This window comes from Streptomyces sp. NPDC050619, from assembly GCF_040654815.1.
Taxonomy (GTDB): Bacteria; Actinomycetota; Actinomycetes; order Streptomycetales; family Streptomycetaceae; genus Streptomyces.
Window position 1 is genome coordinate 124,527 of record NZ_JBFAIR010000026.1, and the last position, 24,396, is coordinate 148,922.

Sequence of the window (24,396 nt, forward strand, 5' to 3'; positions counted from 1 at the left end):
TGTTCTTGACGTAAGCGCTCCCGCGGAGGGGCCGTCAGGACGGCTGCCGGGGACCGCTGTCAGGGGTACCCGTCATCCCCAGGTATGACACGACGGCGTGTGGTGCGACTCGAGTCTGCCTTCGGAACCAGAACAGCGGGTGACTACACGGCCCTCATCGGCGACCACGATGGAACACGTCCCCACAACCGTCGTCCCGACAGGAGTGCCTTCTCGTGACCACCGCATCCATCGCCGGCCGGGCCACCAAAGTGGCCGCGCGTGCCACGGATCTCTCCAAGATCTACGGACAGGGCGAGACCCAGGTGGTCGCCCTCGACCAGGTCTCCGTCGACTTCCGGCAGGCCGAGTTCACCGCGATCATGGGCCCCTCCGGATCCGGAAAGTCCACGCTGATGCACTGCGTGGCGGGCCTGGACACCTTCTCGTCGGGTTCCGTGCGCATCGGCGACACCGAGCTGGGGTCCCTGAAGGACAAGCAGCTGACCAAGCTGCGCCGGGACAAGATCGGCTTCATCTTCCAGGCCTTCAACCTACTGCCGACACTGAACGCCCTGGAGAACATCACGCTCCCGATGGACATCGCGGGCCGCAAGCCGGACAAGCAGTGGCTGGAGTCGGTGATCCGGATGGTGGGCCTGGCCGACCGCCTCAGCCACCGCCCCTCCCAGCTGTCCGGCGGCCAGCAGCAGCGCGTCGCCGTCGCCCGCGCCCTGGCCTCCCGGCCCGACATCGTCTTCGGCGACGAGCCGACCGGAAACCTCGACTCCCGCTCGGGCGCCGAGATCCTCGGCTTCCTGCGCAACTCCGTACGGGAGCTGGGGCAGACGGTGGTGATGGTGACCCATGATCCGGTGGCGGCGGCGTACGCGGACCGGGTGGTGTTCCTGGCGGACGGTCGGATCGTGGACGAGGTGTACGGGCCGACGGCCGACTCGGTCCTGGATCGAATGAAGCAGTTCGACAGCAAGGGCCGCACGAGCTGACGCTCACTCAACCTCGTACGTCTGGACGTAGACAACCCATGTTCCGTACCGCCTTGCGCAACGTGTTCGCGCACAAGGCCCGGCTCCTGATGACCGTGCTCGCCGTGATGCTCGGCGTGGCCTTCGTGTCGGGGACCCTGGTCTTCACCAACACCATCTCCGAGGCCTACCAGAAGAGTTCGGCCAAGGGCTTCGGCCAGGTCGACGTGGCCGTCGACCCCGAGCCCCAGGAGGACACGGGCAACACCGTCGGCAAGACCCCCGAGCTGACGCAGGCGCTGCTCGACGAGAGCACCAAGGTGCCCGGCGCCGCGTCCGCCATCGGCGTCGTCAGCGGCTTCACCGCGATCGCCGACAAGGACGGCAAGCTGATAGGCGGCGGCTTCCAGTCGCGGGGCGGGAACTACTGGGGCACCAAGGACGCCCGGTATCCGCTGGTCAGCGGGCACGCCCCCAAGGGCGCGGGCGAGGTCCTCATCGACTCCAAGACCGCCGAGCGCGCCGGGTACGAGGTCGGCGACACCGTACGGCTCTCGGTGAACGGCCCTGTCCTCGACCCCAGGATCGTCGGCATCTTCACCACCGACGACGGCAATGTCGCGGCCGGCGGCAGCCTCGCCCTCTTCGACACCGCGACCGCGCAGAAGCTGTTCGGCAAGACGGGCACGTACGACGAGATCGCCGTCAAGGCGAAGGCCGGTGTCACCCAGGCCGCGCTACAGGCCGAGCTGGACAAGGCGCTGCCGAAGGACGCCGTCGAGACCACGACCGGCAAACAACTCGCCGACGACCAGGCCCATAGGATCTCCTCGCAGATGTCCGGGCTGAAGCAGGGCCTGCTGGCCTTCGCGGGCATCTCGCTCTTCGTCGGGACGTTCATCATCGCCAACACCTTCACCATGCTGGTCGCCCAGCGCACCAAGGAACTGGCACTGATGCGGGCCGTAGGGGCCTCGCGCCGGCAGGTCACCCGCTCTGTCCTCGTCGAGGCGTTCGTGGTCGGCACGGTCGCCGCGGTGACGGGCCTCGCCGCCGGCGTCGGCATCGGTGCGGGACTGCGGGCCCTGATGGGCACGTTCGACACGGCCATCGTCCCGGACGGGCCGCTGATCATCACGCCGAGCACGGTCGCCGCGGCCCTCGCCGTCGGCATCCTCATCACCATGCTGGCGGCCTGGCTGCCGGGCCGCCGGGCCGCGAAGATCCCGCCGGTCGCGGCGATGAGCAGCGTGCACGCGGAGGCGACGGCCAAGTCGCTGGTGCTGCGCAATACGCTGGGCGCGCTGTTCTCGGCGGCGGGTATCGCGGTCGTCCTCGCGGCGACGACGATGTCCAGCAAGGGCGGCCAGGCCCCCATGAGCCTCGGCGCGGCCCTCCTCATCATCGGCGTCTTCATCCTCACCCCGCTCCTGTCCCGCCCGCTGATCGCGGCCGCGGCACCGATGCTGCGCGTGTTCGGCGTCTCCGGCAAGCTGGCCCGCCAGAACTCGGTGCGCAATCCCCGCCGTACGGCCGCCACCGCCTCGGCGCTGATGATCGGCCTCACCCTGATCACCGGCATGACGGTGATGGCGGGCAGCCTGCAGAAGTCGATCGACAAGAGGGCGGCGTCCGCGATCAAGGCGGACTACGTGGTCTCCATGGCGAACACCAACGAGTTGTCGCCGGACGTCGAGAAGAAGCTGAAGCAGCTCGACGACGTCACCGCCACCAGCCCGATGCGCCAGGCCCCCTCGCGCATCGACGGCGAGAGCTTGTACCTCACCGGCGTCACGGGCAACACGATCGGCGAGCTGACCAACCTGAAGGTCGACGAGGGCTCCTTCAAGGTGGGCGGCGCGCAGGCGGTCGTGGAGGCCGACATCGCCAAGGCGTACGGCTGGAAGGCGGGTTCGAACTTCACCGTCCACTACGAGGACGGCAAGAAGCAGAAACTGACGGTCGCCGGGGTCTACGAGGGCAACGAGATGGTCGGGGGGATCCTCGTGGACAACGCCACCCTCTCCCCGCACCAGACGGACCCGGGCGACACGGCGATCATGGTGAAGACGTCCGACGGGGCGTCGAGCGCGACGAAGGACCGGATCGAGAAGGCTCTCGGCTCCAACCCGGCCATCAAGGTCGAGGGCAAGGAGGACCTCTCCAACGAGGTCGCGAAGACGTTCACGCTGGTGCTGAACATGGTCTACGGCCTGTTGGCGATGGCGGTGCTCGTCGCGGTCCTCGGCGTCATCAACACCCTGGCCATGTCGGTCTTCGAGCGCTCCCAGGAGATCGGCATGCTGCGCGCGATCGGCCTGGACCGCAAGGGCATCAAGCGGATGGTCCGTCTGGAGTCCCTGGTCATCTGCCTCTTCGGCGGCGTGCTGGGCATCGGCCTCGGCGTGTTCTTCGGCTGGGCGGCCGGTGAGCTGCTCAGCACCAAGATGGCGACCTACGAACTGGTCCTGCCGTGGGCCCGAATGGCCGTGTTCCTGCTGATGGCGGCGACGGTGGGCGTCCTGGCCGCGCTGTGGCCGGCCCGGCGGGCGGCGCGGCTGAACATGCTGTCGGCGATCAAGTCGGAGTAGCCGGACGGCAGTTGGCCCCGCTCCTGCAACAAGGAGCGGGGCCCTTCTCTTTGAGTCGCTTCTCTTTGTGTCGCTTCTCTTTGTGTCGCTCAGTTCCAGTTACGGGACCGCAGGGGCAGCCCCGAGTCGCCGGACAGGGGGGTCCTGACGGCGAGGACCTGGTTGACGCCGATGCGGTTGTGCTCGAAGGCGAGCGCGGAGGCGGCCATGTACAACCGCCACACGCGGGCCCGGCCCGGGCTGGTCAACTGGACGGCACGCGCCCAGCCGGCCTCCAGGTTGGCGACCCAGCGGCGCAGGGTGAGGGCGTAGTGCTCGCGGATCGACTCGACGTCGCGCACCTCGAACCCGGCGCGTTCGAGTTGGGTGACGGTGGTGCCGATGGGGGCGAGTTCGCCGTCGGGAAAGACATAGGAATCGATGAACTCGTCGACGTTGTAGGAGGATTCGTCGCGCTGCGGGCGGCGGGCGATCTGGTGGTTGAGCAGCCGCCCGCCGGGCTTGAGGAGCCGCAGGAGGTTCTCGGCGTACTCCAGGTAGCGGTCGGCGCCGACGTGTTCGGCCATGCCGATGGAGGAGATCGCGTCGAACGGTCCGTCGGTGACGTCCCGGTAGTCCTGTACGCGGATCTCGACCTTGTCGGTCAGTCCCTCGTCGGCGATGCGCTTACGGGCGTACGCGGCCTGCTCGTGGGAGAGGGTGATGCCGACGACGCTCACGCCGTGCTCGCGGGCGGCGTGGATGGCCATGGAACCCCAGCCGCAGCCGACGTCGAGCAGCCGCTGTCCGGGCTTGAGGGCGAGCTTGCGGGAGATGAGTTCGAGCTTGTCGCGCTGGGCGGTTTCGAGGGTGCCGCCCGCCGTCTCGGGGGCCGGCCAGTAGGCGCAGGAGTACACCATGCTCGGGCCGAGGACGAGCTCGTAGAAGTCGTTGCCGACGTCGTAGTGGTGGCTGATGGCGCGCTTGTCGCTGTGCTTGGTGTGCAGGTGGCGGCGGGGTCTGCGGACCTCCTCCCGGGGCGGGGCCGGGGGCAGCGGAGGGCCGGCGAGGGCGATGAGCCCGCGGGCGGCGGCGCGGACGTCGGGGTCGCGCAGGGCCTGGGCGAGGCTCCTCGCGTCCTCTCCGCGCTCCCAGATGAGGCCCGACACCAGGTCGAGGGTGGCGTAGAGGTCGCCCTCGATGTCCAGGTCACCGGCGACCCAGGCACGGGCCAGGCCCAGTTCGCCGGGCTTCCACAGCAGTCGGCGTACGGCTCGGCGGTTGCGTACGACGAGGGTCGGTGCGCCCGGCGGCCCCGCCTGCGAACCGTCCCAAGCACGGATGCGCACGGGGAGGGGGGCTCCCAGCAATTGTTCGACGAGGCTCTTCAGCCGCAGCGCGGCGTCCGCCATGGTGTACACCTCCGTGAGGGCAATCCTGAAATGTCCATCACCACGTAAACACCTGCGGGGCCGGGCCGCAGTCCCCCGTGCGCGTTACAGCTGGGCAAAATGTGTGTAAGGGGCACGGTGTTTCGGCCAGTGGCCCGGCAGACCCCGGGAACGCCGAAGGGGCCGCCCGCACCACGGATGGCGGGCGGCCCCTTCGGGGCGTTCAGTGACCGGGCGTCAGGAGGCCTTGGCCTGCTCGGCCTTCGGCTTCTCCGCGGCCTTGGACTTGTCCTCGGCCTTGCTCGCGGCGACCGGCGCCGGCTTGGCGGCCTCGTAGAACTCCTCGCGCGGAGTCTCCAGGGCGCCCAGCGCGACGACCTCGCGCTTGAGGAACATCGCGAGCGTCCAGTCGGCGAAGACGCGGATCTTGCGGTTCCACGTCGGCATCGCCATGCCGTGGTAGCCGCGGTGCATGTACCACGCCAGCCGGCCCTTGAGCTTGATCTTCACCTTGCCCATGACGATCATCGCCACGCCCTTGTGGAGGCCGAGGCCGGCCACCGCGCCCTTGTTGGCGTGCGCGTAGTCCTTCTGCGGGAAGCCCCGCAGACCGGAGATCACGTTGTCGCCGAGGACCCGCGCCTGCCGCAGGGCGTGCTGCGCGTTCGGCGGGCACCAGGCGTTCTCGTTGCCCGCCTTGCGGCCGATGAGGTCGGGCACCTGGGCGTTGTCACCGGCGGCCCAGATGTGGTCCGTGCCCTTGACCTGGAGCGTGGGCTCGCAGTCGACGTGACCGCGGGGGCCGAGGGGAATGCCGTAGCGCGACAGGGCCGGGTTCGGTTTGACGCCCGCCGTCCACACGATGGTGTTGGAGTCGACCTCCAGGCCGTTCTTCAGCACCACGTGGCCGTCGACGCAGGAGTCCATGGAGGTGGAGAGGTACACCTCGACCCCGCGGCCCTCCAGGTGCTCCTTGCCGTACTGGCCGAGCTTGGGGCCGACCTCGGGGAGGATCTTGTCGGCCGCGTCGACGAGGATGAACCGCATGTCCTCGCGGGACACGTTGTTGTAGTACTTCGCCGCGTCGCGGGCCATGTCCTCGACCTCGCCGATGGTCTCCGCACCCGCGAAGCCGCCGCCGACGAAGACGAAGGTGAGCGCCTTGCGGCGGATCTCCTCGTCGGTCGTGGAGTCGGCCTTGTCCAGCTGCTCGAGGACGTGGTTGCGCAGGCCGATGGCCTCCTCGATGCCCTTCATACCGATGCCCTGCTCGGCGAGGCCGGGGATCGGGAAGGTGCGGGAGACCGCGCCGAGCGCGATCACCAGGTAGTCGAAGGGCAGCTCGTACGCCTCGCCGACCAGCGGGGCGATCGAGGCGACCTTGCGGTCCTGGTCGATGGTGGTGACCCGGCCGGTGAGGACCTCCGCCTTGGGCAGCACGCGTCGCAACGGGACGACGACGTGGCGCGGGGAGATGCTGCCGGCGGCGGTTTCGGGAAGGAAGGGCTGGTAGGTCATGTACGACCGGGGGTCGACGACCGTGACGGTCGCCTCGCCGTAGCGCATCTTCTTGAGAATGCGCCGAGCTGCGTACAGGCCTACGTACCCACCGCCTACTACGAGGATCCTGGGACGCTCCGTGGTGCTCATGCCATCGAGTATCCACCCGCTTCAGGGGGGTAGCTCGTGCGCCCCTTCACAAGCTTCCTCGGGGTCTGTGCTATCCTCCGCCGTTCGCGTGATCCAGGTCATTGCGCCGAGAAGGAACCTGTGTACCGGGCGAGCCGTTGTCAATGCCGCCTGAGCTGCCTCTCCGGCCTTTCTGACCCCCTGTGAGCCACCCCGGCGGGCCTCCCCCAACACCCTCCGGGAACACCCTCGCCCACCCCTTCTGAACACGTTCAAGGGCCTATCGGGCCCCCAGAAGGGTCAACCGGACCGGATTCCCGCCACGACCGTGCCGATTTCCTTGTGAAGAACTTCACGAACTTTTCCGGCGGCACGTCAAGGAGGGGCCCGCAAGGCCACCGCAAGGCCCCTCTGACGCGCTCACAAGGGGGAATCGCCTCTCACGCGAGCGAGAAAGCGATCCCGTCGAGGATGTCGTGCTCGCTCACCACGACCTCCTCCGCGCCGATCCGTTCCATGATCGACAGCAGGACCAGGGCGCCCGCGCCGATCACGTCGACGCGCCCCGGATGCATGGAGGGGACGGCCGCGCGCTCGGCGTGGGTGGAGCGCAGAAGCCAGTCCGTGATCTCGCGGACCTTGTCGTGCGGGACCCGGGAGTGGTGGATGACCGTCGAGTCGTACTCGGGCAGGTCCTGCGCGATCGCCGACACGGTCGTCACCGAGCCGGCCAGACCCACCAGCGTGCGCGCCTCGCGCAGCGGGACCGTCCGCTCGGCGAGGTCCAGGGCCGCCTCGATGTCGGCCCGCATCGCCGCGATCTGAGGGGGCGTCGGCGGATCGGTGACGGCGCCGTCCACGACCAGGTGCCGCTCGGTCATCCGCACACAGCCGATGTCGACCGAGCGCGCCGCCCGCACCTGGTCCTCGCCGACGACGAACTCGGTCGAACCGCCACCGATGTCCACCACGAGGTAGGGCTTGTCGAGGTGGTCGCTGCCCGCCAGTTCCTTCGTGGCGCCGATGAAGGAGAACTCCGCCTCCTGGTCGCCGGTGACGACCTCCGGCTCCACCCCCAGGATGTCCAGCACCCCGCGTATGAACTCGTCCCGGTTCTCCGCGTCCCGGGAGGCGGAGGTCGCCACGAAGCGCAGCCGCTCGGCGCCGTGCTCCTTGATGACCGCCGCGTACTCCCGGCAGGCGGCGAAGGTGCGCTCCAGCGCCTCGGGGGCGAGCCGTCCGGTGCGGTCGACGCCCTGGCCGAGCCGCACGATGGTCATACGGCGGTCCAGGTCGACCAGTTCGCCGCTCTCACCGTCCACGTCGGCGACCAGCAGCCGGATCGAATTCGTACCGCAGTCGATGGCGGCGACTCGGGTCACTTCGCGTCCTCCCGCACGAGCGTCACGCACGCTCCCTTGCGCCACCACTCGGGCAGCATCTCCAGTGCCTCGTCGCCGAGCGGGTTCACGCCCGGTCCGGCCGCCAGCGAGTGGGCCACCAGCACGTGCAGGCACTTCACCCGGTCCGGCATGCCGCCCGCGCTCGGGAAGCCCTTCAGCTCCTCGATCTCGTCGCGGCGCCGGATGTAGTCCTCGTGCGCGGCGCGGTAGGCGGCGGCGAGCTCCGGGTCGCTCTCCAGGCGGGCCGTCATCTCCTTCATCACGCCGTTGGCCTCCAGGGTGCCGATCGCCGAGGAGGCCTTCGGGCACGTCAGGTAGTACAGCGTCGGGAAGGGCGTGCCGTCGGGAAGGCGGGGGGCCGTCTCCACCACGTCCGGGTGGCCGCACGGGCAGCGGTGCGCGATGGCGCGCAGCCCGCGGGGCGGACGCCCGAGCTGCTGCTTGAAGGCCTCGACGTCCGCGTCGGTGGGCTCGGTGCGCGGGGTGGGCGGCGGGGGCGTGTGCATGCCTTTAGGGAAGTCTCTCTGAGGTATCTGAGGTATCTGTCGGTTCACTGGTCGGCGGCGTCGGACTTGTCGACCCCGTCCCAGACGTTGGCGTACCAGGGGCGGTCGGCCGCCCCCAGCTCGGCGCGCGACTGCTTGGCCGCGTCCGGGTCGATGACGATGTACCCCGTCTCGCCCGGCATGACGTAGTGCAGCCGCTCCCGGATCTGCTGCTCCGCGTACGCGTCGTCCTGCCAGCGTGCCTTGACGTCGCGCAGTTGCTCGACCCGCTGCCGGGCCTGATCCTGCTGCCGTTGGAGATCGTCGACCTCGGCGCGCTGGGAGACGTACTGCCTCATGGGATAGGCGAGCGCCACGATCAGCGTGCACAGGACGAGGGCGAGCAGCGCGGCGCGGCCGGTCAGCCGGGAGCGGCGCGCCTGCCGCTTGGTCTGGGAGCGGTAGACGCGGGCGGCCGTCTGCTCGCCGAGCAGCTTGATCCTGGTCGTGGTGGAGAAACGGTCGCGGTCCTTCACGGCCATCGGCTCCCGCCTCCCCTTCACACCCGTCATACGCGCGTACGTCCCCGGACACGGTACGGGACCGGGTACGGGGACGTACGTACGACTGGCTAAGGCTTACCCAGGGTTGAGCCCCGCTTGGGTCAGCCCTTGAAGCGAGGGAACGCGCTGCGACCGGCGTACACCGCCGCGTCGTCGAGGATCTCCTCGATGCGCAGCAGCTGGTTGTACTTGGCGACGCGCTCGGAGCGGGCCGGGGCGCCGGTCTTGATCTGGCCGCAGTTGGTGGCGACGGCCAGGTCGGCGATCGTGACGTCCTCGGTCTCGCCGGAGCGGTGGGACATCATGCACTTGAAGCCGGAGCGCTGGGCGAGCTCGACGGCGTCCAGGGTCTCGGTCAGCGAGCCGATCTGGTTGACCTTGACCAGCAGGGCGTTGGCGGCACCCTCGTCGATACCGCGGGCCAGGCGCTCCGGGTTGGTGACGAACAGGTCGTCGCCGACGATCTGCACCTTGTCGCCGAGCTTGTCCGTGAGGATCTTCCAGCCGGCCCAGTCGTCCTCGAACAGCGGGTCCTCGATGGAGACGAGCGGGTAGGCCGCGGCGAGCTCCTCGTAGTACTCCGTCATCTCGGCGGCGGAGCGCTCCTTGCCCTCGAAGGAGTAGACGCCGTCCTTGTAGAACTCGGAGGCGGCCACGTCGAGCGCGAGGGCGATCTGCTCGCCGGGGACGTAACCGGCCTGCTTGACGGCCTCGAGGATGAGGTCGAGGGCCTCGCGGTTGGAGCCGAGGTTCGGGGCGAAGCCGCCCTCGTCGCCGAGGCCGGTGGACAGGCCCTTGGTCTTCAGCACCTTCTTGAGGGTGTGGTAGACCTCGGTGCCCCAGCGCAGCGCCTCGGAGAAGGTCTCCGCGCCGATCGGGGCGATCATGAACTCCTGGATGTCCACGTTGGAGTCGGCGTGCGAGCCGCCGTTGAGGATGTTCATCATCGGCACCGGCAGCAGGTGCGCGTTCGGGCCGCCCAGGTACCGGAAGAGCGGGAGGTCGCTGGCCTCGGAGGCGGCGTGGGCGACGGCGAGCGAGACGCCGAGGATGGCGTTGGCGCCGAGCGAGCCCTTGTTGTCGGTGGCGTCCAGGTCGAACATGGCCTGGTCGATCAGGCGCTGCTCGGTGGCGTCGTAGCCGACCAGCTCCGGGCCGATCTGCTCGATGACGGCCAGGACGGCCTTCTCGACACCCTTGCCCTGGTAGCGGTTGGGGTCGCCGTCACGGAGCTCGATGGCCTCGAAGGCGCCCGTGGAGGCGCCGGACGGGACGGCGGCACGACCGGTGCTGCCGTCGTCGAGGCCGACCTCGACCTCGACCGTGGGGTTGCCTCGGGAGTCCAGGATTTCCCGGGCTACGACGACGTCGATGGACGGCACGAGCATCTCCTTCTTGGATGTGACGCGGGTCAGCAGGGCCACGAGGCCCGTAGCGAACGGGGGCCGCGGTCGGCTCTGCGAGACCGAGCCTAACCGCCTCCGGGCCATCGGCCGGTCCGTCGACCACCTCATGGACAGAACCGAGAGTAAATTGTTTCCGAACGGAACAAAGAGACGGAACAAAGGATGAGGACTCAAAGAGGACTCAAAAAAGCCCCGCCCCGGTGCGTACGGGGGATGACGCACCGGAGCGGGGAGCCCGTGGGGACGGCTACGAGCCGCGTGTCACTTCAGGTGCAGCTGCTGGCCCGGGAAGATCAGGTCGGCCTGGTCGACGATGTCCTTGTTCAGCTTGAACACCTTCTGCCAGCCGCCGGCGACGTCGTGCTCCTCGGCGATCGAGCTGAGGGTGTCGCCCTTGACGACCTTGTACTCGCCGTCGCCCTTCTTGACCTTCTTGCCGGTCGGGGTGGTGACGGTCTTCTTGGCGGCCGGGCGCTCGGCGGAGCGGGAGGCCGGCTGCTCGGTGGTGGAGCGGCTGCTGGTGTCGGTGCCCTGGCTCTGGCTCTGCGAGGAGTTGCTGGAGCCGCTCGACGAGGAGTCGGCGCTGCCACCGTTGTAGCCGCCGCTCGACAGACCCGTGCCGCAGTGCGGCCAGGCACCCTTGCCCTGGGCGGCGAGGACCTTCTCGGCGACGGCTATCTGCTGCGCCTTGGAGGCCAGGTTGGCCGTGGAGGCGTACTGCGTGCCGCCGTACGCGGCCCAGGTGGAGGCGGAGAACTGAAGACCGCCGTAGTAGCCGTTGCCGGTGTTGATGGACCAGTTGCCGCCGGACTCGCACTGGGCGACGGTGTCCCACTCGGAGGCGGTGGCGGCGGAGGCGGTGCCGGAGGCCATCAGCGGGGCGGCGACGGCCGCGCCGGTGACACCGGCGATGGCGATGGCGCGAGTGGTCTTGCTCGGACGGCGGTGCTTGCCCTTGCCGGAAAACAGCATGGAGAGATCCCCTCACCGACGCCTGCGAGGTGAGCTGTCGGGTTCGGGCCGGTTGAGTTGCCCGGCCGCACACCGTTCGGTGCGCGACTTCACCCCTAGCCGGTTCCGGTCTCGAGTTGCCTCAAGTCCTGGTCCCGGCGCCTACCTTGGGTCCCCCGCTCCTGCCTTCGGCGCTGTTCAGCGACGACTGTTCCCGTGCGGCCGCTGGCAGGATTCGGCGTTGCGGCTACCGGGGCTCGTGGTGACGAGCGGTCCTGACCGTAGACACGCGATCGGCGGAATTTCAAAGACGATCAGGGCTTCTGAGACTCATCCCACACTTTCACCAAACCGGACATTCAGTGGCGAAGTGTGACGCGAACTCCCGCTACCTTTTGCCCTGTTCAGCACCGACTTCGAGCGTCTGACCGGCGACGATATGCCCCGGGTCGGCACCGATCGCCTTTTTGTTCGTCTCGTAGAGGGCACGCCATCCGCCCTGGACGCCAAGGGAGTCGGCGATGGACGCGAGAGTGTCTCCGGAACGGACGGTGTACGAGTCGCCGGGAGCCGCGTGACGGCCCGTGGAGGTGTCGGTGTCGGCCGCGCCTTCATCGGCACTGCCTCCGCGATGCCGGCCGGCGGTGAGGGCTCCGGTGTCCACCAGACTCGAAAGGCCGCCCTCTTGCCAGGAGTTGTCGGAGCCGTCCTGTCCGGCCGCACCCGTGGAGGAGCTGTCGGAGTCCTGTGAGTCACTGGAGCCCGGGTCGGAATCACCGGATGCGTCGGACTTGGTCGAATTGTCCTTCGCGTTCGACGGGTCCGACGGGTCGTCGGACGGAGAGGGTGACGCGGGTGGCGTGGAAGCGTCCGCGGAGGAATTCGACGACGATTCCGATGAATCGGACAAGCCAGACGAGTCGGATGGACCAGATGAACCAGACGAACTGGATGAATTACCCGAACTCGAGCCATCCGCCAGCCCCGTGTCGACATCGGCCGAACCGGAGTCCTTGTCGAGCCCGTTGAGCAGCCCGCAGGTCCGCCAGTAGCCGACACCCTTGTCGGCGAGGACCTTCTCGGCGACGGCTATCTGCTGGGAGCGGCTGGCCTGGTCGGCGCTCGAGGCGTAGTCGAGGCCGCCGTACTTCTCCCAGTCCTCCTGGGCCAGGTGGAGCCCGCCGTAGTACCCGTCGCCCTTGTTCGCGCTCCAGGATCCGCCGGTCTCGCAGTTCGCGACCTGGTCCCATGTGGTGCCGCTGGCCGCGCTCGCGCCGGTGGCGCCGAGGAGCGGGATCGCGATGGCGGAGCCGGTCACTCCGGCCGCGACGAGCAGAGCCGGAGCCTGGCGGGGGCGACGGTGACGACCGTTCCCGGAGAGCATACGGAGGCCTTTCCCGAGACAACTGTGACCGGCGCGACGGGTGTGCGGCTAGGTGTCGCGCTGATCCGTGAACGTATAGGCACACGATTACTTGTCACAAGTTAATGCCGCACAGATCACGTGAAGATCACAGACGTGAAGGCATGTCACCTTTACGCAGGTGGGAGCAGTCGACCACGGGGCGTGAACGCGACGGGCAGCGTACGCAGTCCGCGCATGATGAGCCCTCCGCGCCAGCGCAAATCGGCTGAATCCCCTCCGAGTTGCAGGTCGGGAAGGCGCGTGAGCAGCGTGGCGAGGGCGGTCTGCGCCTCCAGACGGGCGAGCGGGGCGCCGAGGCAGTAGTGGATGCCGTGCCCGTACCCGAGGTGCTGGTTGTCGCCGCGGGAGAGATCGAGCACATCCGGATCGGCGAACCGCTCCGGATCCCGGTCCGCGGCGGCGAGGACGACGAGGACGGGGTCGCCGGGTGCGATGTCCTGCCCGCCGAGGGTGACCGGCCGGGTGGCGAAGCGCCAGGTGGCGAGCTCGACGGGGCCGTCGTAGCGGAGGAGTTCCTCGACGCCGGTGGCGAGGAGGCCGGTGTCCCCGGCGGCCAGGGAGTCCTGGAGGCGGGCCCGTTGCCCGGGGTGGGTGAGCAGGGCGTAGGTGCCGTTGCCGATGAGATTTACGGTCGTCTCAAAACCGGCGAACAGCAGGATGAAGGCCATGGCGGCGGCCTCGTTCTCGGTGAGGTGCTCACCGTGGTCGGAGGCGCGGATGAGCCCGGAGATGAGGTCCTCGCCGGGCGCGGCGGTCTGCGGCAGCGCCTCGCGCTTGCGGTGGATGAGCTCGGCGAGATAGCCGCGCATCTTCTTCACCGACCGCGCGACACCGCCCCGCGGACCTCCCCCGTGACGGATCATCATCCCCGCCCAGTCCCGGAAGTCGTCCTGGTCCTCGCGGGGGACGCCGAGCAGGTCGCAGATCGCGTAGATGGGGAGAGGGAAGGCGAACTCATGGATGAGATCGGCGCTTCCCGTCTCGGCGAACTGGTCGATGAGGTGGTCGGTGAGCTCCTGGACGCGCGGTGCGAACTCGGCGACCCGCCTCGGGGTGAACGCCTTGGAGACGAGCCGCCGCAGTCTCGTGTGGTCCGGCGGATCGATGTTGAGCAGATGGGTCATCAACTCGGCCTTGCGCTCGCCGGGGATGCCGGTCTTGCCCTTGGCGTGCGCGGGCTCGTCGTGATGGGCGGGGTTCTTGGACAGCCGCGGGTCGGCGAGGGCTTGTTTGGCGTCCGCGTAGCGGGTGACCAGCCAGGCCTCCACGCCGCTGGGGAGTTTGGCGCGGTGGACGGGGGCGTTTTCGCGCAGCCAGGCGTAGGCGGGGTAGGGGTTGGTGGCGAACTCCCAGGTGAAGAGCTCCGGTGCGGGGTTCGTGGGGGTGGGCTGGTCGGTCACGCCCTGACGTTATACGGCGGAGTCGGGGGTGTCCCGATCGGCGGTCTCTCGCCGCTTGAACGCCCAGTAGAGGCCGCGTTCCTCCGCGATGCGCAACATCTCCTCGGACACCGGCGAACTGCTGACCACGGCGGCGTAGAACTCCGCGCCCGGGTCGCCTCGCTTCTCCCCCTCACGGAACAGCGCCAGCGCCGCGACGAGGTCGCGTTGCAGTTCCTTGAGCATGCCGAGCGCGATCAGCGCGTGGACCTGCCCGGCGTCGGCAGCGGTCCGGAGCAGTGCCTCCGCCTCCGCATGATGCTCGGGCCCCTTCTGGGAGAGCAGGATCCCCAGGCGGTACGCGCCCTGTGCGTCACCGGCGTCGGCGGCACGCCTGTAAAACCTCTCGGCCTCGTTCTTACTGCCGTCGAGTTGCAGCAGCCTTCCGATGGCGACCGCGGAAGACGCCTCTCCGCGCCGATACGCCTTCAGATGCCATCGCATGGCGTCGTTCTCACGGCCGGGAACGCCCGCGAAGAGTTCGCCGAGGGTCCCTGCGGCCCGCTCGTCGCCGGCCTCGGCCGCGCGGGTCAGCCATCGCTCGGCGGCTTGGCGGTGGAGCCGGCCGAGATGGCGCGCGGCCGTCCTGCTCCCGCTCGCCGCCGCCGCCTCCAGATACGGCAGCGCACCCTCCTCGTCCGTACGGTCCAGCAGGACCAGCGCCAGTTCCACGGCCGCCCACGGGTGGCCCCCGTCGGCGGCCCGCCGCAGCCACCCCTCGCGTTCCTCGCCCTCGGTGCGCACGGCGAATCCGAGCGCCACCGCCGGATCCCCCGCCTCGATCCGGGTCTGCAACGCCGTGCGGGCGGCATCGAGTACGGCGGTGAAGCCGAGCGGGGAGCCGTCCTCCCGGGCCGCGTCCAGCAGCGTCCACCACACCTCGTCCGGCACCGGCTCCAGATCGCCGCCCGATCTCAACGCCTCCGCGACCAGAGCCCCGTACGCACGCCAGGTGCCCTCCTCCTCGCCCTGCACCAGCAGTCCCGAGACTCCGAACAGCGGCGCCGTCGCCCAGGCGAGCGCGTCCTCGAACGACTCCCTCTCCTGCGCCCCGTACTGCTCCTGGACCGTCCTGAGCAGCTCGACCGGTACCGCTGCCGTGATCCCGCACCGGGCGAGGTCGACCGCGGCACGCACCAGCGACTGGCCGCGTGGATGGTCCAGTTGGGTCCCCACGCGCCGCCACTCGTCGAACAAAAGGTGCCCGATCGCGAAGTACGAGGCCGCGCCCTCTCTGCCACTCCACATGTACGCCGGGTAGGCGCGCGGGTCGTCGTGCCCCGCCAGCCGATTCAGCTCGGCCTCGCTCCACTCGCGCGCCACCTCCACCGTGCGGGCCGCGGCGACGACCCGGTCGCCGGGGGCCGTCCCGGCACGCCGCCGGTAGTACTCCTCGGGGCTCATCGTGCCGAGCACGACGACGCCGAGGCTGGTGAGCCGTCCCAGCAGCCGCGGGTCCAGACCGCCCGCGCCGAGATGATCGGTCAGCTCGTCCAGCCAGACGACGTACCGGCCGGGCTTCCCGCGCAGCGCGGCGAGCAGGGCACGCAGGTCCTCACCGGCATCCGGCGCGTACAGCCGGTGGCCCTCCAGCGACCGCACGCCCTGCCACGCGGTGTACGACTTGCCGGCGTACGGCTCCCCCAGGATCAGCACCAGGCCGTTGTGGGCGAGCCGGGCCCGCAGGTCGTCGTCGCAGTCGCGCGGCACATACGGCGGCACGTCGGGCAGCCCGGGCACGTGCCGGGTGGGACGCACGCCGAACTCCAAGGGCCCCACGTGAAGGACCGGCCGCCAGTCCGCCGGGGCGGGGACGGTGCCGTAGTGGTTGTTCTGCACGTTGTGCTGCACGTTGTGCTGAACCCCGACGACCTGGTCGTGGAAGGTGGAATCCCGGAAGTCGACGTGGTCGTGGGCGACCTGGTCACCGGTCGAGCCGCCCGGAATAGTGGAGGCGACATCGAGCCGAGCACCGCGCAACCTCGCCAGCCTGGAGACGAGCATCTCGTAAGCGCCGGGCGACGTCGTGTGGACGGCGCGCACGTGGGCGCTCAGCGAATCAGCGTTCCGCGAGTACCCCGGGACCAAGGAGCGCCGCTCCGCGTCCGGCAGCGCCAGTAACTCCCGTACCAGCCACTCCCATTCCTGCCCCACGCCAGCCCCCTGCCTCGCCCCAAGCCGCCGAGAGCAACCGTACTAAGCCTTCAAGCCCTCAGCGGCCCGTACGGCGTCACGGTATGCCCGCGCGGCGACGCGCAGTGCCGCCTCCGGGTCCACCCCGGCCGCCTCCGCCCGGACCGCCTGGGCCAGCAGCTCGTACCCGACGCCCTCCCCGGTCGGCAGCGGCACGTCGAGCCCGGCCGTGCGGACCCGTGACGCCAGCTTCGCCGCCAGTGCGAGGCCCGGCTGGCCCAGCGGTATGCCGTCCGTCAGCGATTCCCGCTGCTTCTCCACCGCCTTCGTGCGCAGCCAGTGCTCCTTGACGTCTTCGGGGGTCGTGGCCGTCTCGTCGCCGAAGACGTGCGGGTGGCGGTGGATGAGCTTGGTGACGATGCCGGCGGCCACGTCGTCGATGGAGAAGGGGGTGTCCGGGTCCTCCTCCGCTATACGCGCGTGGAAGACCACCTGGAGGAGGACATCTCCGAGCTCCTCGCGCAGTTCTTCGCGGTCGCCGTCCTCGATGGCCTCGACCAGTTCGTACGCCTCCTCGATGCCGTACTTCGCCAGGCCCCTGTGGGTCTGCTGGGACGACCACGGGCACTCGGCGCGGATGCGGTCCATGACCTGGACGAGGTCGAGGAGGCGGGCGCCCGGGAGGTCGTAGGAGGCGGGGAGCAGCTCCAGGTCGGGCATCGAGATGCGGCCGGAGCCCGCGAGGCGGGCCAGGCCGTCGGTGAGGGCGGGCTCCCCCTCACCGGTCGCCACCACCACGACCGTCCTGCCGCCGGCGCACGCGTCGACCAGTTCCTCGGCGGTCGGGGACGCCTCGTCGACCGCTATTCCGGCCTCACGCAGATACGGCAACTGCGGGTGCGCTCCGTCCGCGCACAGCACACGGTCGGCGGCGTGCAGCGCCTGCCAGGCGGGCCAGGACAGCAGGCCGGGGGCGACGCGGTGGCTGGTGGTGAGCAGGACGATGCGGCCGGTGGCGGCTTCGGGGCTGGTTGCGTTCACGATTCGAAGCTAACGCACGGCACCGACAGCGCCGCGAGTTATCCACAGGGTGATCGACTGCGCCGACCGTACCGTTGGCCGACCTACGCCGACCTACGCCTACGTCGACGTACGCCCCCTCATGCCGCCTTACGCCGTCTGTGGCGTCGCCGTCGCCGTGACTTCTCGCAGCCACGGCGTCTTCGCGTCGACGCGGCTGCTCTTCTGGACGTCCCAGGAGCCGTAGCGCGGGTTGAGGTCGACGTTCAATTCCTTGGACGCCTTGGACAGGACGCTCCAGAAAGCGGGATCGCCCGTCTCGGTGCCGATCTTGGCGGCGAGCTTCTGGGCCTCCAGCTGGAGGCGGAGGTTGTCATCGAGGCGCTCCGGTGCGATGCCGTACTCCTGGAGCCAGGCCGTCTCCAGTGCCTTGGCGCCGCCGGTCTGCTGTTCCAGGCCGGCGCGCATCGTCTGGGTCTCCTTGCGGCTGACGGTCACGCCCGCGTCCTGGGCGGCACGGTGCAGCACCTGGTCGAGGACCATGCTGTGCAGGGTGTCCCGGGTGAGCGTGCCGGTCTGGGCGATGGCCTGCGCGTACTGCGACTCGTCCGGCACCGCCGCCCGCTGCGCCTCGCGCACCTCTTTCACCCGCGTTTCCAGCTGGGCGACGGTGATCCGCCGGCCGTCGACGACGGCCGCCGCGCCGGGATGCGCATCGTTTCCGCAGGCGGAGAGAAGGGGGGCCGCGGCGATCACGGCGGAGAGGAGGAGCGCGGTGCGACGGCGGCGGTGCAAGGAAACCTCCCGAGGAGATTGTGCGACGGTGCACAAAGTTCTTGCGATGATCGATGGTAGGCAGTGGGACAGCTCTGGCCAACCCATTGGACCAACGATTCACCAGGACTTCCGGCACCGCCGCGCCTGCCGCGGGGCGTACCACATGTTGCCGGGGAGATCGGCCAGCCGCGCTTCTAGCCGCGCACCTGCCCCAGCCACTGCAACGTCCGGCGGATCTCCGCCGCGAACGGGTGTCCGGGACCGTGCAGCCGTTCCGCGTCGTGCAGCAGCCGGGCCAGTGTGTCGTGGGCGGCGGCGCGGTCGCCGAGGGCGAGGAGCAGGTGGCCGATGCGACGGCGGACGTCGTGGGCGAGCTCGGGGTCGCCGGCCACGTACTGGTTCTCGTAGTACGGCAGCAGCGCGCGGTACTCGGCGAGTGCCGCCGCCGGTTCGCCGAGCTGCTCGAGACACTGGGCGCTCTCGTAGCGGAAGCGGAGCGACGTGGGGTCGGACTGGCCGGCCTCGGCGGCGCGTTCGTCGGCGAGGCGGCGCAGTTCGGGCAGCGCGCGCCGGTACTGGCCGTCGTCCATGAGCGTGGCCGCGTACTGCTTGCGCAGGGTGCGTACGACCGGGGAGTGCTCGCCGTGCTGTTCGGCGGCGGCGGGCAGGATCGCGCCGAGGATGTCGACGGCCTGGGTGATGCGGCCCTCGCCGAGCAGGCGCTTGACCTCGTCGACGGCGCCGGCGACATCGGGTTTTTCGGTGACCGGCGTGGCGGGGGCGGGCTGGGGCGCGGGCGTGCGGGCGCGGTCCGGCCAGGGTGCGTGCGGGCGCAGGAAGGGGCGCGTGGGGTCGAGGGGCGCCCCGGTGGGTATCCCGCGCGCGGGCAGGAGCAGCGCCAGGTCTTCGTACACGTCCTGTGCGGAGGCCGGGCGGTGCTGCGGGTCCTTGGCGAGCAGGCGCAGGACGAGCGCTTCGAGGGGCTCGGGTACCTCGGGGCGGATGTGGCGCACGGGCACCGGTGCCTCGTACAGGTGCCGGTGCAGCACACCGAGGGCCGTCGAGCCCGCGAACGGCACGTCGCCGCTGAGGAGTTCGTGCAGTACTACGCCGAGTGCGTACAGGTCGGTGTACGGGCCGACCGCGCCGCCCATCGCCTGCTCCGGGGCCATGTAGGCGGGGGAGCCGATGGGGGTGCCGGTGTGGGTGAGGCGGGTGGTGTCCGCGTCCATCACGGACGCGACGCCGAGGTCGAGGACGGTGACCGTACCGTCCTGCTTCACCATCACGTTGCGCGGCTTGAGGTCGCGGTGGACGATCGGCACGGCGTGCACGGCGCTCAGCACGGCGCACAGTTGCGCGGCGACCGCGACCGCCCACTGCCACGGGTACGGGTCGTGTTCGGCAAGGTGGCCCGCGAGGTCGGCGCCGTCGATGTACTGCATGACGAGGAACAGCTCCTCGCCCGCACTGCCCGCGTCGTGCACCGTGACCAGGCCGGGGTGGTCGACCTGCGCGGTGACCCGGCACTCGCGCACGAAGCGGCGGCGCAGCTCGTCCGCCTCCTGGCCCGCCACCTTGTCGGGGCGCAGCAGTTTCACCGCCACACGCCGGTCGAGCCGCTGGTCGTAAGCCGTCCAGACCTGGCCCATGCCGCCCTGTCCGATGAGCGTGGACAGTTCATAGCGGCCGGCGACGACACGTCCTGCCGCCACGGTCACCTTCCGCCCTCGTGGTGGCCGTCGTGCTTGCGCAGGTAGTCACTGAGCTCGTCGAGCTCGGCACGCACCTGGTCGATGCGGGCGGGCGCGGGGCGCCGGGGCGGCGAGGTGGGCACGGGCGGCGGCTGCGGTACGGGAGTGTGGGCCACCGGGGGCACTGGCGGCACCGGGTTACCGGGCATCGGGGGCGGGGGCTGCGGCACGGTTGTGGCGGCGGAGTACGGCGATTGGGGGCTGGGATGCGGGTGGGGCTGCGGCCGCGGCTGCCCCTGCGGCTGCGGGTAGCCGTACGCCGCCGGTGCCGAGGCCGGTGCCGGTGCCGGGTGTTGCTGCGGGCCGTAGGCAGCGGCGAAGCGGAGCTGGTGGAAGTGGCGTATGTCCGCGGCGAGGTAGTACGAGATCGCGCCCACGAGGCTGCCCAGGAGCAGGGTGAGGCCCATCCAGCCGCCCGTGGTGTGGATCTCCTCGCCGGACTCGGTGCCGATCAGGTAGAGGCCGAGGATCTCCGCCACCAGCACCGCGACGAACAGTGTCCAGTCGAGCGTCCTACGGGTCACGATGGCCAGGCGCAGCAGCATCGTCCACGTCAGCAGGCCGAAGCTGAGCACCGAGAGCACCACGAAGAACACGCGCAGGAAGACCAGCACCCCGGTCGGAGGGGCCTGCTTCACCGGCTGCGTGTAGCCGTGGCCTTGCATGGCTGCTCCTGATCCCTGGTCGCGCGATGGTCGGTCCGAGCGTATAGGCCGACACCGACAAGCGGTCCTCGGTTGTACCGAACCGTTGTCATGCTGATCGCTTCGCCTACAGGGGATGCCGCATCCACACATTGGGCTCGACATACACCGCGTACCCGCGCTCCGGTTCGCAGCGCACCGGCACCAGCGCGCCGGGCACCTCGATGTCGCCCGCCGTGTCGAAGGGCAGCCCGGTCCAGCGGCGCCACTGCTCCAGCGAGCCGGACACGGTCATGGAGGCCGGTGCCACGGAGTCGATGGCGGCGCCGGCCCGGGCGTGGACCCGCAGCCAGGGGTCGTGGGGCAGGCCGTCGGGGCGTACGCGGTGGGCGTACTCCTCGATGGGCGTGCGCGGTTCCAGGTGCTTGGCGCTGGGCCGAACCGGAGCGACGACCTCGGTGAAGCCCTGGGCCCGGGCGTTGTCGCGCATCGCCGACAGCATCCGGGCGGACAGGCCGTGGCCCTGGACATGGGGAGCGACGGCGATGGCGATCGCGCTGACGGTATCGGCCCGAACACCCCGCTCCAGATCGGCGAAGGCCCATACGAGTACCTCGTCCCAGCCGCGCGCGGGCGGTTCACCCCGCCCTTCGGCATGGAGCGCGAAGGGCACACCGTGCGCCTGCGCGACCACCTCTCCCCGCTCGTCCTCGGCGAACAGCACGTACTGCGGCAGTTCGGCGGCGATCCGCCCGTAGTGGGAGTCGCCAACGGGATCCTGGATCACGAACTCCGGCCAGCTGGCGGCCATCCCGACGACCCGCTCGTACATGTCGGGACGCTCGGCGAGGGTCGAGATCTTCAGCTCCATGTGGTCACGGTAGGGGTGGGGTCGGGAGCGGGAAACCCCTTTCTCGCTCCCTTCTGTCGCCAACGGCCCGACAGCAAAGGCCAGTTGGGGCTCGCGATCTCGGCAGCGTAAGTTGACGGCATGGTGGAGGGGACGAAGGGCACGGCCGAGGCCGCGCCCTCGAGCACACAGGGTCCGCGGGCCGGGGGACGGCACGCTGCCCGGCGGGAGAAGGCCGGCCGGCAAGGCCTGGCCCGGTCGTCCCTGCTGATGGCCATGGGCACAGTGGTGTCGCGGGCGACAGGGCTGATCCGTCAGGTGTTGCAAGCCGCGGCGCTCGGCACGGGCCTGCTGGCCAGCACGTACAACACGGCGAACACCGTGCCGACCAGCCTGTACACCCTGCTGATCGGCGGAGCGCTCAACGCCGTCCTGGTACCGCAGCTGGTACGGGCTCGCGCCACGCACTCCGACGGTGGACGGGCCTACGAGCAGCGGCTGGTGACCCTCGTCCTCACCGTGCTCGGCGCCGGGACCGCGCTGGCAGTGTGGGCGGCACCGCAGATCGTGGGCCTGTACATGCGCGACACCCCAGGCAACCACGAGGCGTTCGAACTGACCGTGGTGTTCGCACGGTTCCTGCTGCCGCAGATCTTCTTCTACGGCCTGTTCGGAATCCTCGGCCAAGTCCTCAACGCCCGGGAGAAGTTCGGGGCGATGATGTGGACGCCGGTCCTCAACAACGTCGTATTGATCGGCATGTTCGCCGCCTATCTGGGGCTGATGACCGTGCCGGAGGAGATCGGGGACATCACCTCGCAGCAGGTGCGGCTGCTCGGCATCGGGACCACCGCCGGAATCGCCCTACAGGCACTGACCCTGATCCCGTTCGCCCGGGCCGCCGGGTTCCGGCTCCGGCCGCGGTTCGACTGGCGCGGCACCGGCCTGGGCTCGGGCGTCCACGCGGCCAAGTGGACGCTGTTGTTCGTACTGGCCAACCAGGTCGCCCTGACGGTCGTCACCAACTACGCCAACGCCGCCGACCAGGAGCTGCCGAAGGCGGGCGCCGGCTACACCGCCTACACCTACGCCCAGACCATCTGGATGCTGCCGCAGTCCATCGTCACCGTCTCGCTGGTGACCGCGCTGCTGCCCCGCATGAGCAGGGCGGTGGCGGAGGGCCGTGTCGCGGATCTGCGGGCGGACCTCGCGCGGGCCCTGCGGATCAGCGGTGTCGTCGTCGTGCCCACCGCTTTTCTCTTCGTCGCGCTCGGTCCGCAGATCGCCGAGCTGATGTTCGCGCACGGAGCCGCCGACGCCGACTCCGCCGAGCCGCTCGGGCAGATGCTGCAGGCGTTCGGGCTCGGCCTCATCCCGTTTTCCGCGCAGTATCTGCTGCTGCGCGGGTTCTACACCTTCGAGGACACCCGTACGCCGTTCTTCATGGCCTGCTGGATCGGCGCGGTGAACATCGCCCTGGCCACGGTCTGCCATGTCCTGCTGCCCGCCCGCTGGGCCGTGACCGGCATGGCCGGCGGCTACGCGCTGTCCTACGTCGCCGGACTCGCCCTGACGGCACGGCTGCTGCGCGGAAAAGTCGGTGGCAGCCTCGACGACGGCGGGCTGCGCCGCACCTACGTGAAACTGGTGTGCGCCGCCGGTCTCGCCGCGGCACTGGGCTGGGCCGCCGCCCGCGCCTGTGCCGCCTCGACGGACACCGGCGCCTGGTCCACCGCGCTCGCTCTCACGGCGGGAACGGCCACGATGCTGCCGGCGTATCTCCTCCTCGCCCGCCTCCTGCGGGTCAGCGAGTTGAGACGTCTTCCCGGCCTGAGGTGAGCAGGCCCTTTCCCCTGTCTCACCCCCCGCACTGCTTCAGCATCATCTGCCGGTCGGGTGCGGTCACCGGCAGTGCGTACTTGAGGGCGACCTGGGCGAAGCGGACCGCGTAGGCGCACCGGATCTGCTTGCTCGGGGGGAGCCAGGACGCGGGGCCGGAGTCGCCCTTGGACGAGTTGGCGCGGCCCTCGGCCGGGATCAGGTTGAGCGGGTCGTTGGCCAGTTGCTCGCGTTTGTCCTCCGACCAGCGTGAGGAGCCCATCTGCCAGCTGTAGGAGAGCGGCACCATGTGGTCGATCTGCACCTCGGTGGCCTTCTGCTTGCGCCACTCGATGGTCGTGCCGGTGTACGGGTCGTGCAGGGTCATGGCGATGACCACGCAGTCGGAACCGGAGCGGAAGCGCAGGCTCCGGCCGTCGCGCTTGAGGAGGTCGTTGCGGGTGTCGCAGCCGTTGCGTGCCAGCGGGACCCCGTCGGCCGTGTCCATCCACGCGTAGCCGAACTCGTCCCGGTCGTAGCCCGTCTTGGGGCCGCGTCCCTTCGTCCGCACCGTCTCGATGAGTTTGCGGGCCGCGGCCTCGTCGGTCTCGCTCGTCACGGGGGCGAGGCCCGGCTTCGTGCCGTCCGGGTTCTTCAGCGGGCTGACGGCATGGCCGTCCGCTGCCGGTGCCGCCGCGCCGCTTTCCGGTGCGGAGCCACCGGCTTCGATGCCCTTGCACCCGGCGACGAGCGCCATGGCGGCACACGCTGCCAGCCCGGTCATGACGGCGGGCGTCGCCCCGCCCCTCAGACGCATCATGATGCGTCCCTCCCCTTGCCTGCCCGGTTCCGCCTCGGTGCGGGCGGTTTTCCCTGGTCCCAAGGTAGCGGCCGAGAGGTCCAGACCATACCGGCACTAAATGGGCATAGGCCGCTAGTCGGGCGTATCGTCGATTTTGAGTCGCCTCCGGAAGGAGCTCTGGATGGGCATCCTCGACAAGTTCAAGAACCAGGTGAAGGGCAACAAGGGCAAGGACATGTCCGACACCGCGGAACGAAAAGTCAACGAGAAGACGGGCAACAAGTACGAGAGCCAGGTCGACGAGGCGCAGCAGCGGATCGAAGGCCAGATCGGCATGGATCGCGACAGGCCCGAACAGCCGCCTCGCTGA

The 24,396-nt window shown here is 69.9% G+C and carries 20 protein-coding genes and 1 riboswitch; of the genes, 4 read left to right on the forward strand and 16 right to left on the reverse strand.

All coding sequences use genetic code 11. The features are described from left to right. Positions 1–215: 215 nt before the first annotated feature. On the forward strand, positions 216–986 hold the full coding sequence (locus AB0I77_RS35095) for an ABC transporter ATP-binding protein (RefSeq protein ID WP_363286813.1): 771 nt from the start codon (positions 216–218) through the stop codon (positions 984–986). Positions 987–1,024: 38 nt separating this feature from the next. Continuing rightward, positions 1,025–3,556 carry an FtsX-like permease family protein gene (locus tag AB0I77_RS35100; RefSeq protein WP_363286814.1) on the forward strand — a complete coding sequence of 844 codons (2,532 nt, stop codon included), beginning with the start codon at positions 1,025–1,027 and terminating at the stop codon, positions 3,554–3,556. A gap of 89 nt (positions 3,557–3,645) precedes the next feature. Here the strand turns inward: AB0I77_RS35100 and AB0I77_RS35105 are convergent, their stop codons facing one another. From AB0I77_RS35105 to AB0I77_RS35175, 15 genes are all read right to left on the reverse strand, one after another. After that, complete coding sequence (locus AB0I77_RS35105; RefSeq protein WP_363286815.1) at positions 3,646–4,947, reverse strand: cyclopropane-fatty-acyl-phospholipid synthase family protein; 1,302 nt, start codon at positions 4,945–4,947, stop codon at positions 3,646–3,648. A 216-nt stretch (positions 4,948–5,163) separates the two neighbouring features. After that, on the reverse strand, positions 5,164–6,576 hold the full coding sequence (locus AB0I77_RS35110) for an NAD(P)/FAD-dependent oxidoreductase (RefSeq protein ID WP_363286816.1): 1,413 nt from the start codon (positions 6,574–6,576) through the stop codon (positions 5,164–5,166). Between the two features lie 419 nt (positions 6,577–6,995). Beyond that, entirely contained in the window at positions 6,996–7,937 is a 942-nt protein-coding gene (locus AB0I77_RS35115; protein ID WP_363286817.1) for a Ppx/GppA phosphatase family protein, read from the reverse strand. Beyond that, positions 7,934–8,464, reverse strand: a complete 531-nt coding sequence (locus tag AB0I77_RS35120) for a DUF501 domain-containing protein (protein ID WP_363286818.1) — start codon at positions 8,462–8,464, stop codon at positions 7,934–7,936. The genes AB0I77_RS35115 and AB0I77_RS35120 overlap by 4 nt, the downstream gene beginning before the upstream one ends. A 44-nt stretch (positions 8,465–8,508) precedes the next feature. Further along, positions 8,509–8,985 carry a septum formation initiator family protein gene (locus AB0I77_RS35125; RefSeq protein ID WP_363286819.1) on the reverse strand — a complete coding sequence of 159 codons (477 nt, stop codon included), beginning with the start codon at positions 8,983–8,985 and terminating at the stop codon, positions 8,509–8,511. Positions 8,986–9,107: 122 nt separating this feature from the next. Further along, positions 9,108–10,394 (reverse strand): phosphopyruvate hydratase, encoded by a 1,287-nt coding sequence (gene eno, locus AB0I77_RS35130; RefSeq protein ID WP_363286849.1) that lies wholly within the window; start codon positions 10,392–10,394, stop codon positions 9,108–9,110. A 279-nt stretch (positions 10,395–10,673) separates the two neighbouring features. Next, a complete protein-coding gene (locus tag AB0I77_RS35135) occupies positions 10,674–11,384 on the reverse strand; it encodes a transglycosylase family protein (protein WP_363286820.1) in 711 nt (236 codons plus the stop codon). A 4-nt stretch (positions 11,385–11,388) separates the two neighbouring features. Beyond that, positions 11,389–11,567: riboswitch (cyclic di-AMP (ydaO/yuaA leader) on the reverse strand. Positions 11,568–11,751: 184 nt separating this feature from the next. Continuing rightward, positions 11,752–12,747, reverse strand: coding sequence for a transglycosylase family protein (locus AB0I77_RS35140; RefSeq protein WP_363286821.1), 996 nt, complete (start codon positions 12,745–12,747; stop codon positions 11,752–11,754). Positions 12,748–12,899: 152 nt separating this feature from the next. Continuing rightward, complete coding sequence (locus AB0I77_RS35145) at positions 12,900–14,189, reverse strand: cytochrome P450 (RefSeq protein ID WP_363286823.1); 1,290 nt, start codon at positions 14,187–14,189, stop codon at positions 12,900–12,902. A 9-nt stretch (positions 14,190–14,198) separates the two neighbouring features. After that, a complete protein-coding gene (locus AB0I77_RS35150) occupies positions 14,199–16,382 on the reverse strand; it encodes a hypothetical protein (protein ID WP_363286824.1) in 2,184 nt (727 codons plus the stop codon). A gap of 42 nt (positions 16,383–16,424) precedes the next feature. Beyond that, positions 16,425–17,402: a nucleoside triphosphate pyrophosphohydrolase gene (locus AB0I77_RS35155; RefSeq protein WP_363286825.1), complete on the reverse strand. Its 978-nt coding sequence runs from the start codon at positions 17,400–17,402 to the stop codon at positions 16,425–16,427. A 129-nt stretch (positions 17,403–17,531) separates the two neighbouring features. Beyond that, positions 17,532–18,176, reverse strand: coding sequence for a SurA N-terminal domain-containing protein (locus AB0I77_RS35160; RefSeq protein ID WP_363286826.1), 645 nt, complete (start codon positions 18,174–18,176; stop codon positions 17,532–17,534). Between the two features lie 176 nt (positions 18,177–18,352). Then, positions 18,353–19,837: a protein kinase gene (locus AB0I77_RS35165; protein ID WP_363286850.1), complete on the reverse strand. Its 1,485-nt coding sequence runs from the start codon at positions 19,835–19,837 to the stop codon at positions 18,353–18,355. A 38-nt stretch (positions 19,838–19,875) separates the two neighbouring features. Then, on the reverse strand, positions 19,876–20,577 hold the full coding sequence (locus tag AB0I77_RS35170) for a hypothetical protein (protein WP_363286827.1): 702 nt from the start codon (positions 20,575–20,577) through the stop codon (positions 19,876–19,878). Between the two features lie 106 nt (positions 20,578–20,683). Then, positions 20,684–21,427, reverse strand: a complete 744-nt coding sequence (locus AB0I77_RS35175) for an N-acetyltransferase (RefSeq protein ID WP_363286828.1) — start codon at positions 21,425–21,427, stop codon at positions 20,684–20,686. A 120-nt stretch (positions 21,428–21,547) separates the two neighbouring features. Between AB0I77_RS35175 and murJ the strand changes: the two genes are divergently transcribed. Next, a complete protein-coding gene (murJ, locus tag AB0I77_RS35180) occupies positions 21,548–23,245 on the forward strand; it encodes a murein biosynthesis integral membrane protein MurJ (RefSeq protein ID WP_363286829.1) in 1,698 nt (565 codons plus the stop codon). A 19-nt stretch (positions 23,246–23,264) separates the two neighbouring features. Here murJ and AB0I77_RS35185 read toward each other — a convergent pair whose 3' ends face one another. Beyond that, complete coding sequence (locus tag AB0I77_RS35185; RefSeq protein ID WP_363286830.1) at positions 23,265–24,044, reverse strand: HNH endonuclease family protein; 780 nt, start codon at positions 24,042–24,044, stop codon at positions 23,265–23,267. Positions 24,045–24,207: 163 nt separating this feature from the next. Here AB0I77_RS35185 and AB0I77_RS35190 point away from each other — a divergent pair, with 163 nt between their 5' ends. Further along, positions 24,208–24,396 carry an antitoxin gene (locus AB0I77_RS35190; protein WP_363286831.1) on the forward strand — a complete coding sequence of 63 codons (189 nt, stop codon included), beginning with the start codon at positions 24,208–24,210 and terminating at the stop codon, positions 24,394–24,396.

What these genes read in the sequence shown, in the direction of transcription:
- AB0I77_RS35100 (WP_363286814.1), top strand. Translation starts at nt 1,025, where the DNA reads ATGTTCCGTACCGCCTTGCGCAACGTGTTCGCGCACAAGGCCCGGCTC.
- AB0I77_RS35105 (WP_363286815.1), bottom strand. Translation starts at nt 4,947, where the DNA reads ATGGCGGACGCCGCGCTGCGGCTGAAGAGCCTCGTCGAACAATTGCTG.
- AB0I77_RS35110 (WP_363286816.1), bottom strand. Translation starts at nt 6,576, where the DNA reads ATGAGCACCACGGAGCGTCCCAGGATCCTCGTAGTAGGCGGTGGGTAC.
- AB0I77_RS35120 (WP_363286818.1), bottom strand. Translation starts at nt 8,464, where the DNA reads ATGCACACGCCCCCGCCGCCCACCCCGCGCACCGAGCCCACCGACGCG.
- AB0I77_RS35125 (WP_363286819.1), bottom strand. Translation starts at nt 8,985, where the DNA reads ATGGCCGTGAAGGACCGCGACCGTTTCTCCACCACGACCAGGATCAAG.
- eno (WP_363286849.1), bottom strand. Translation starts at nt 10,394, where the DNA reads ATGCTCGTGCCGTCCATCGACGTCGTCGTAGCCCGGGAAATCCTGGAC.
- AB0I77_RS35135 (WP_363286820.1), bottom strand. Translation starts at nt 11,384, where the DNA reads ATGCTGTTTTCCGGCAAGGGCAAGCACCGCCGTCCGAGCAAGACCACT.
- AB0I77_RS35140 (WP_363286821.1), bottom strand. Translation starts at nt 12,747, where the DNA reads ATGCTCTCCGGGAACGGTCGTCACCGTCGCCCCCGCCAGGCTCCGGCT.
- AB0I77_RS35170 (WP_363286827.1), bottom strand. Translation starts at nt 20,577, where the DNA reads ATGCAAGGCCACGGCTACACGCAGCCGGTGAAGCAGGCCCCTCCGACC.
- AB0I77_RS35175 (WP_363286828.1), bottom strand. Translation starts at nt 21,427, where the DNA reads ATGGAGCTGAAGATCTCGACCCTCGCCGAGCGTCCCGACATGTACGAG.
- murJ (WP_363286829.1), top strand. Translation starts at nt 21,548, where the DNA reads ATGGTGGAGGGGACGAAGGGCACGGCCGAGGCCGCGCCCTCGAGCACA.
- AB0I77_RS35185 (WP_363286830.1), bottom strand. Translation starts at nt 24,044, where the DNA reads ATGATGCGTCTGAGGGGCGGGGCGACGCCCGCCGTCATGACCGGGCTG.
- AB0I77_RS35190 (WP_363286831.1), top strand. Translation starts at nt 24,208, where the DNA reads ATGGGCATCCTCGACAAGTTCAAGAACCAGGTGAAGGGCAACAAGGGC.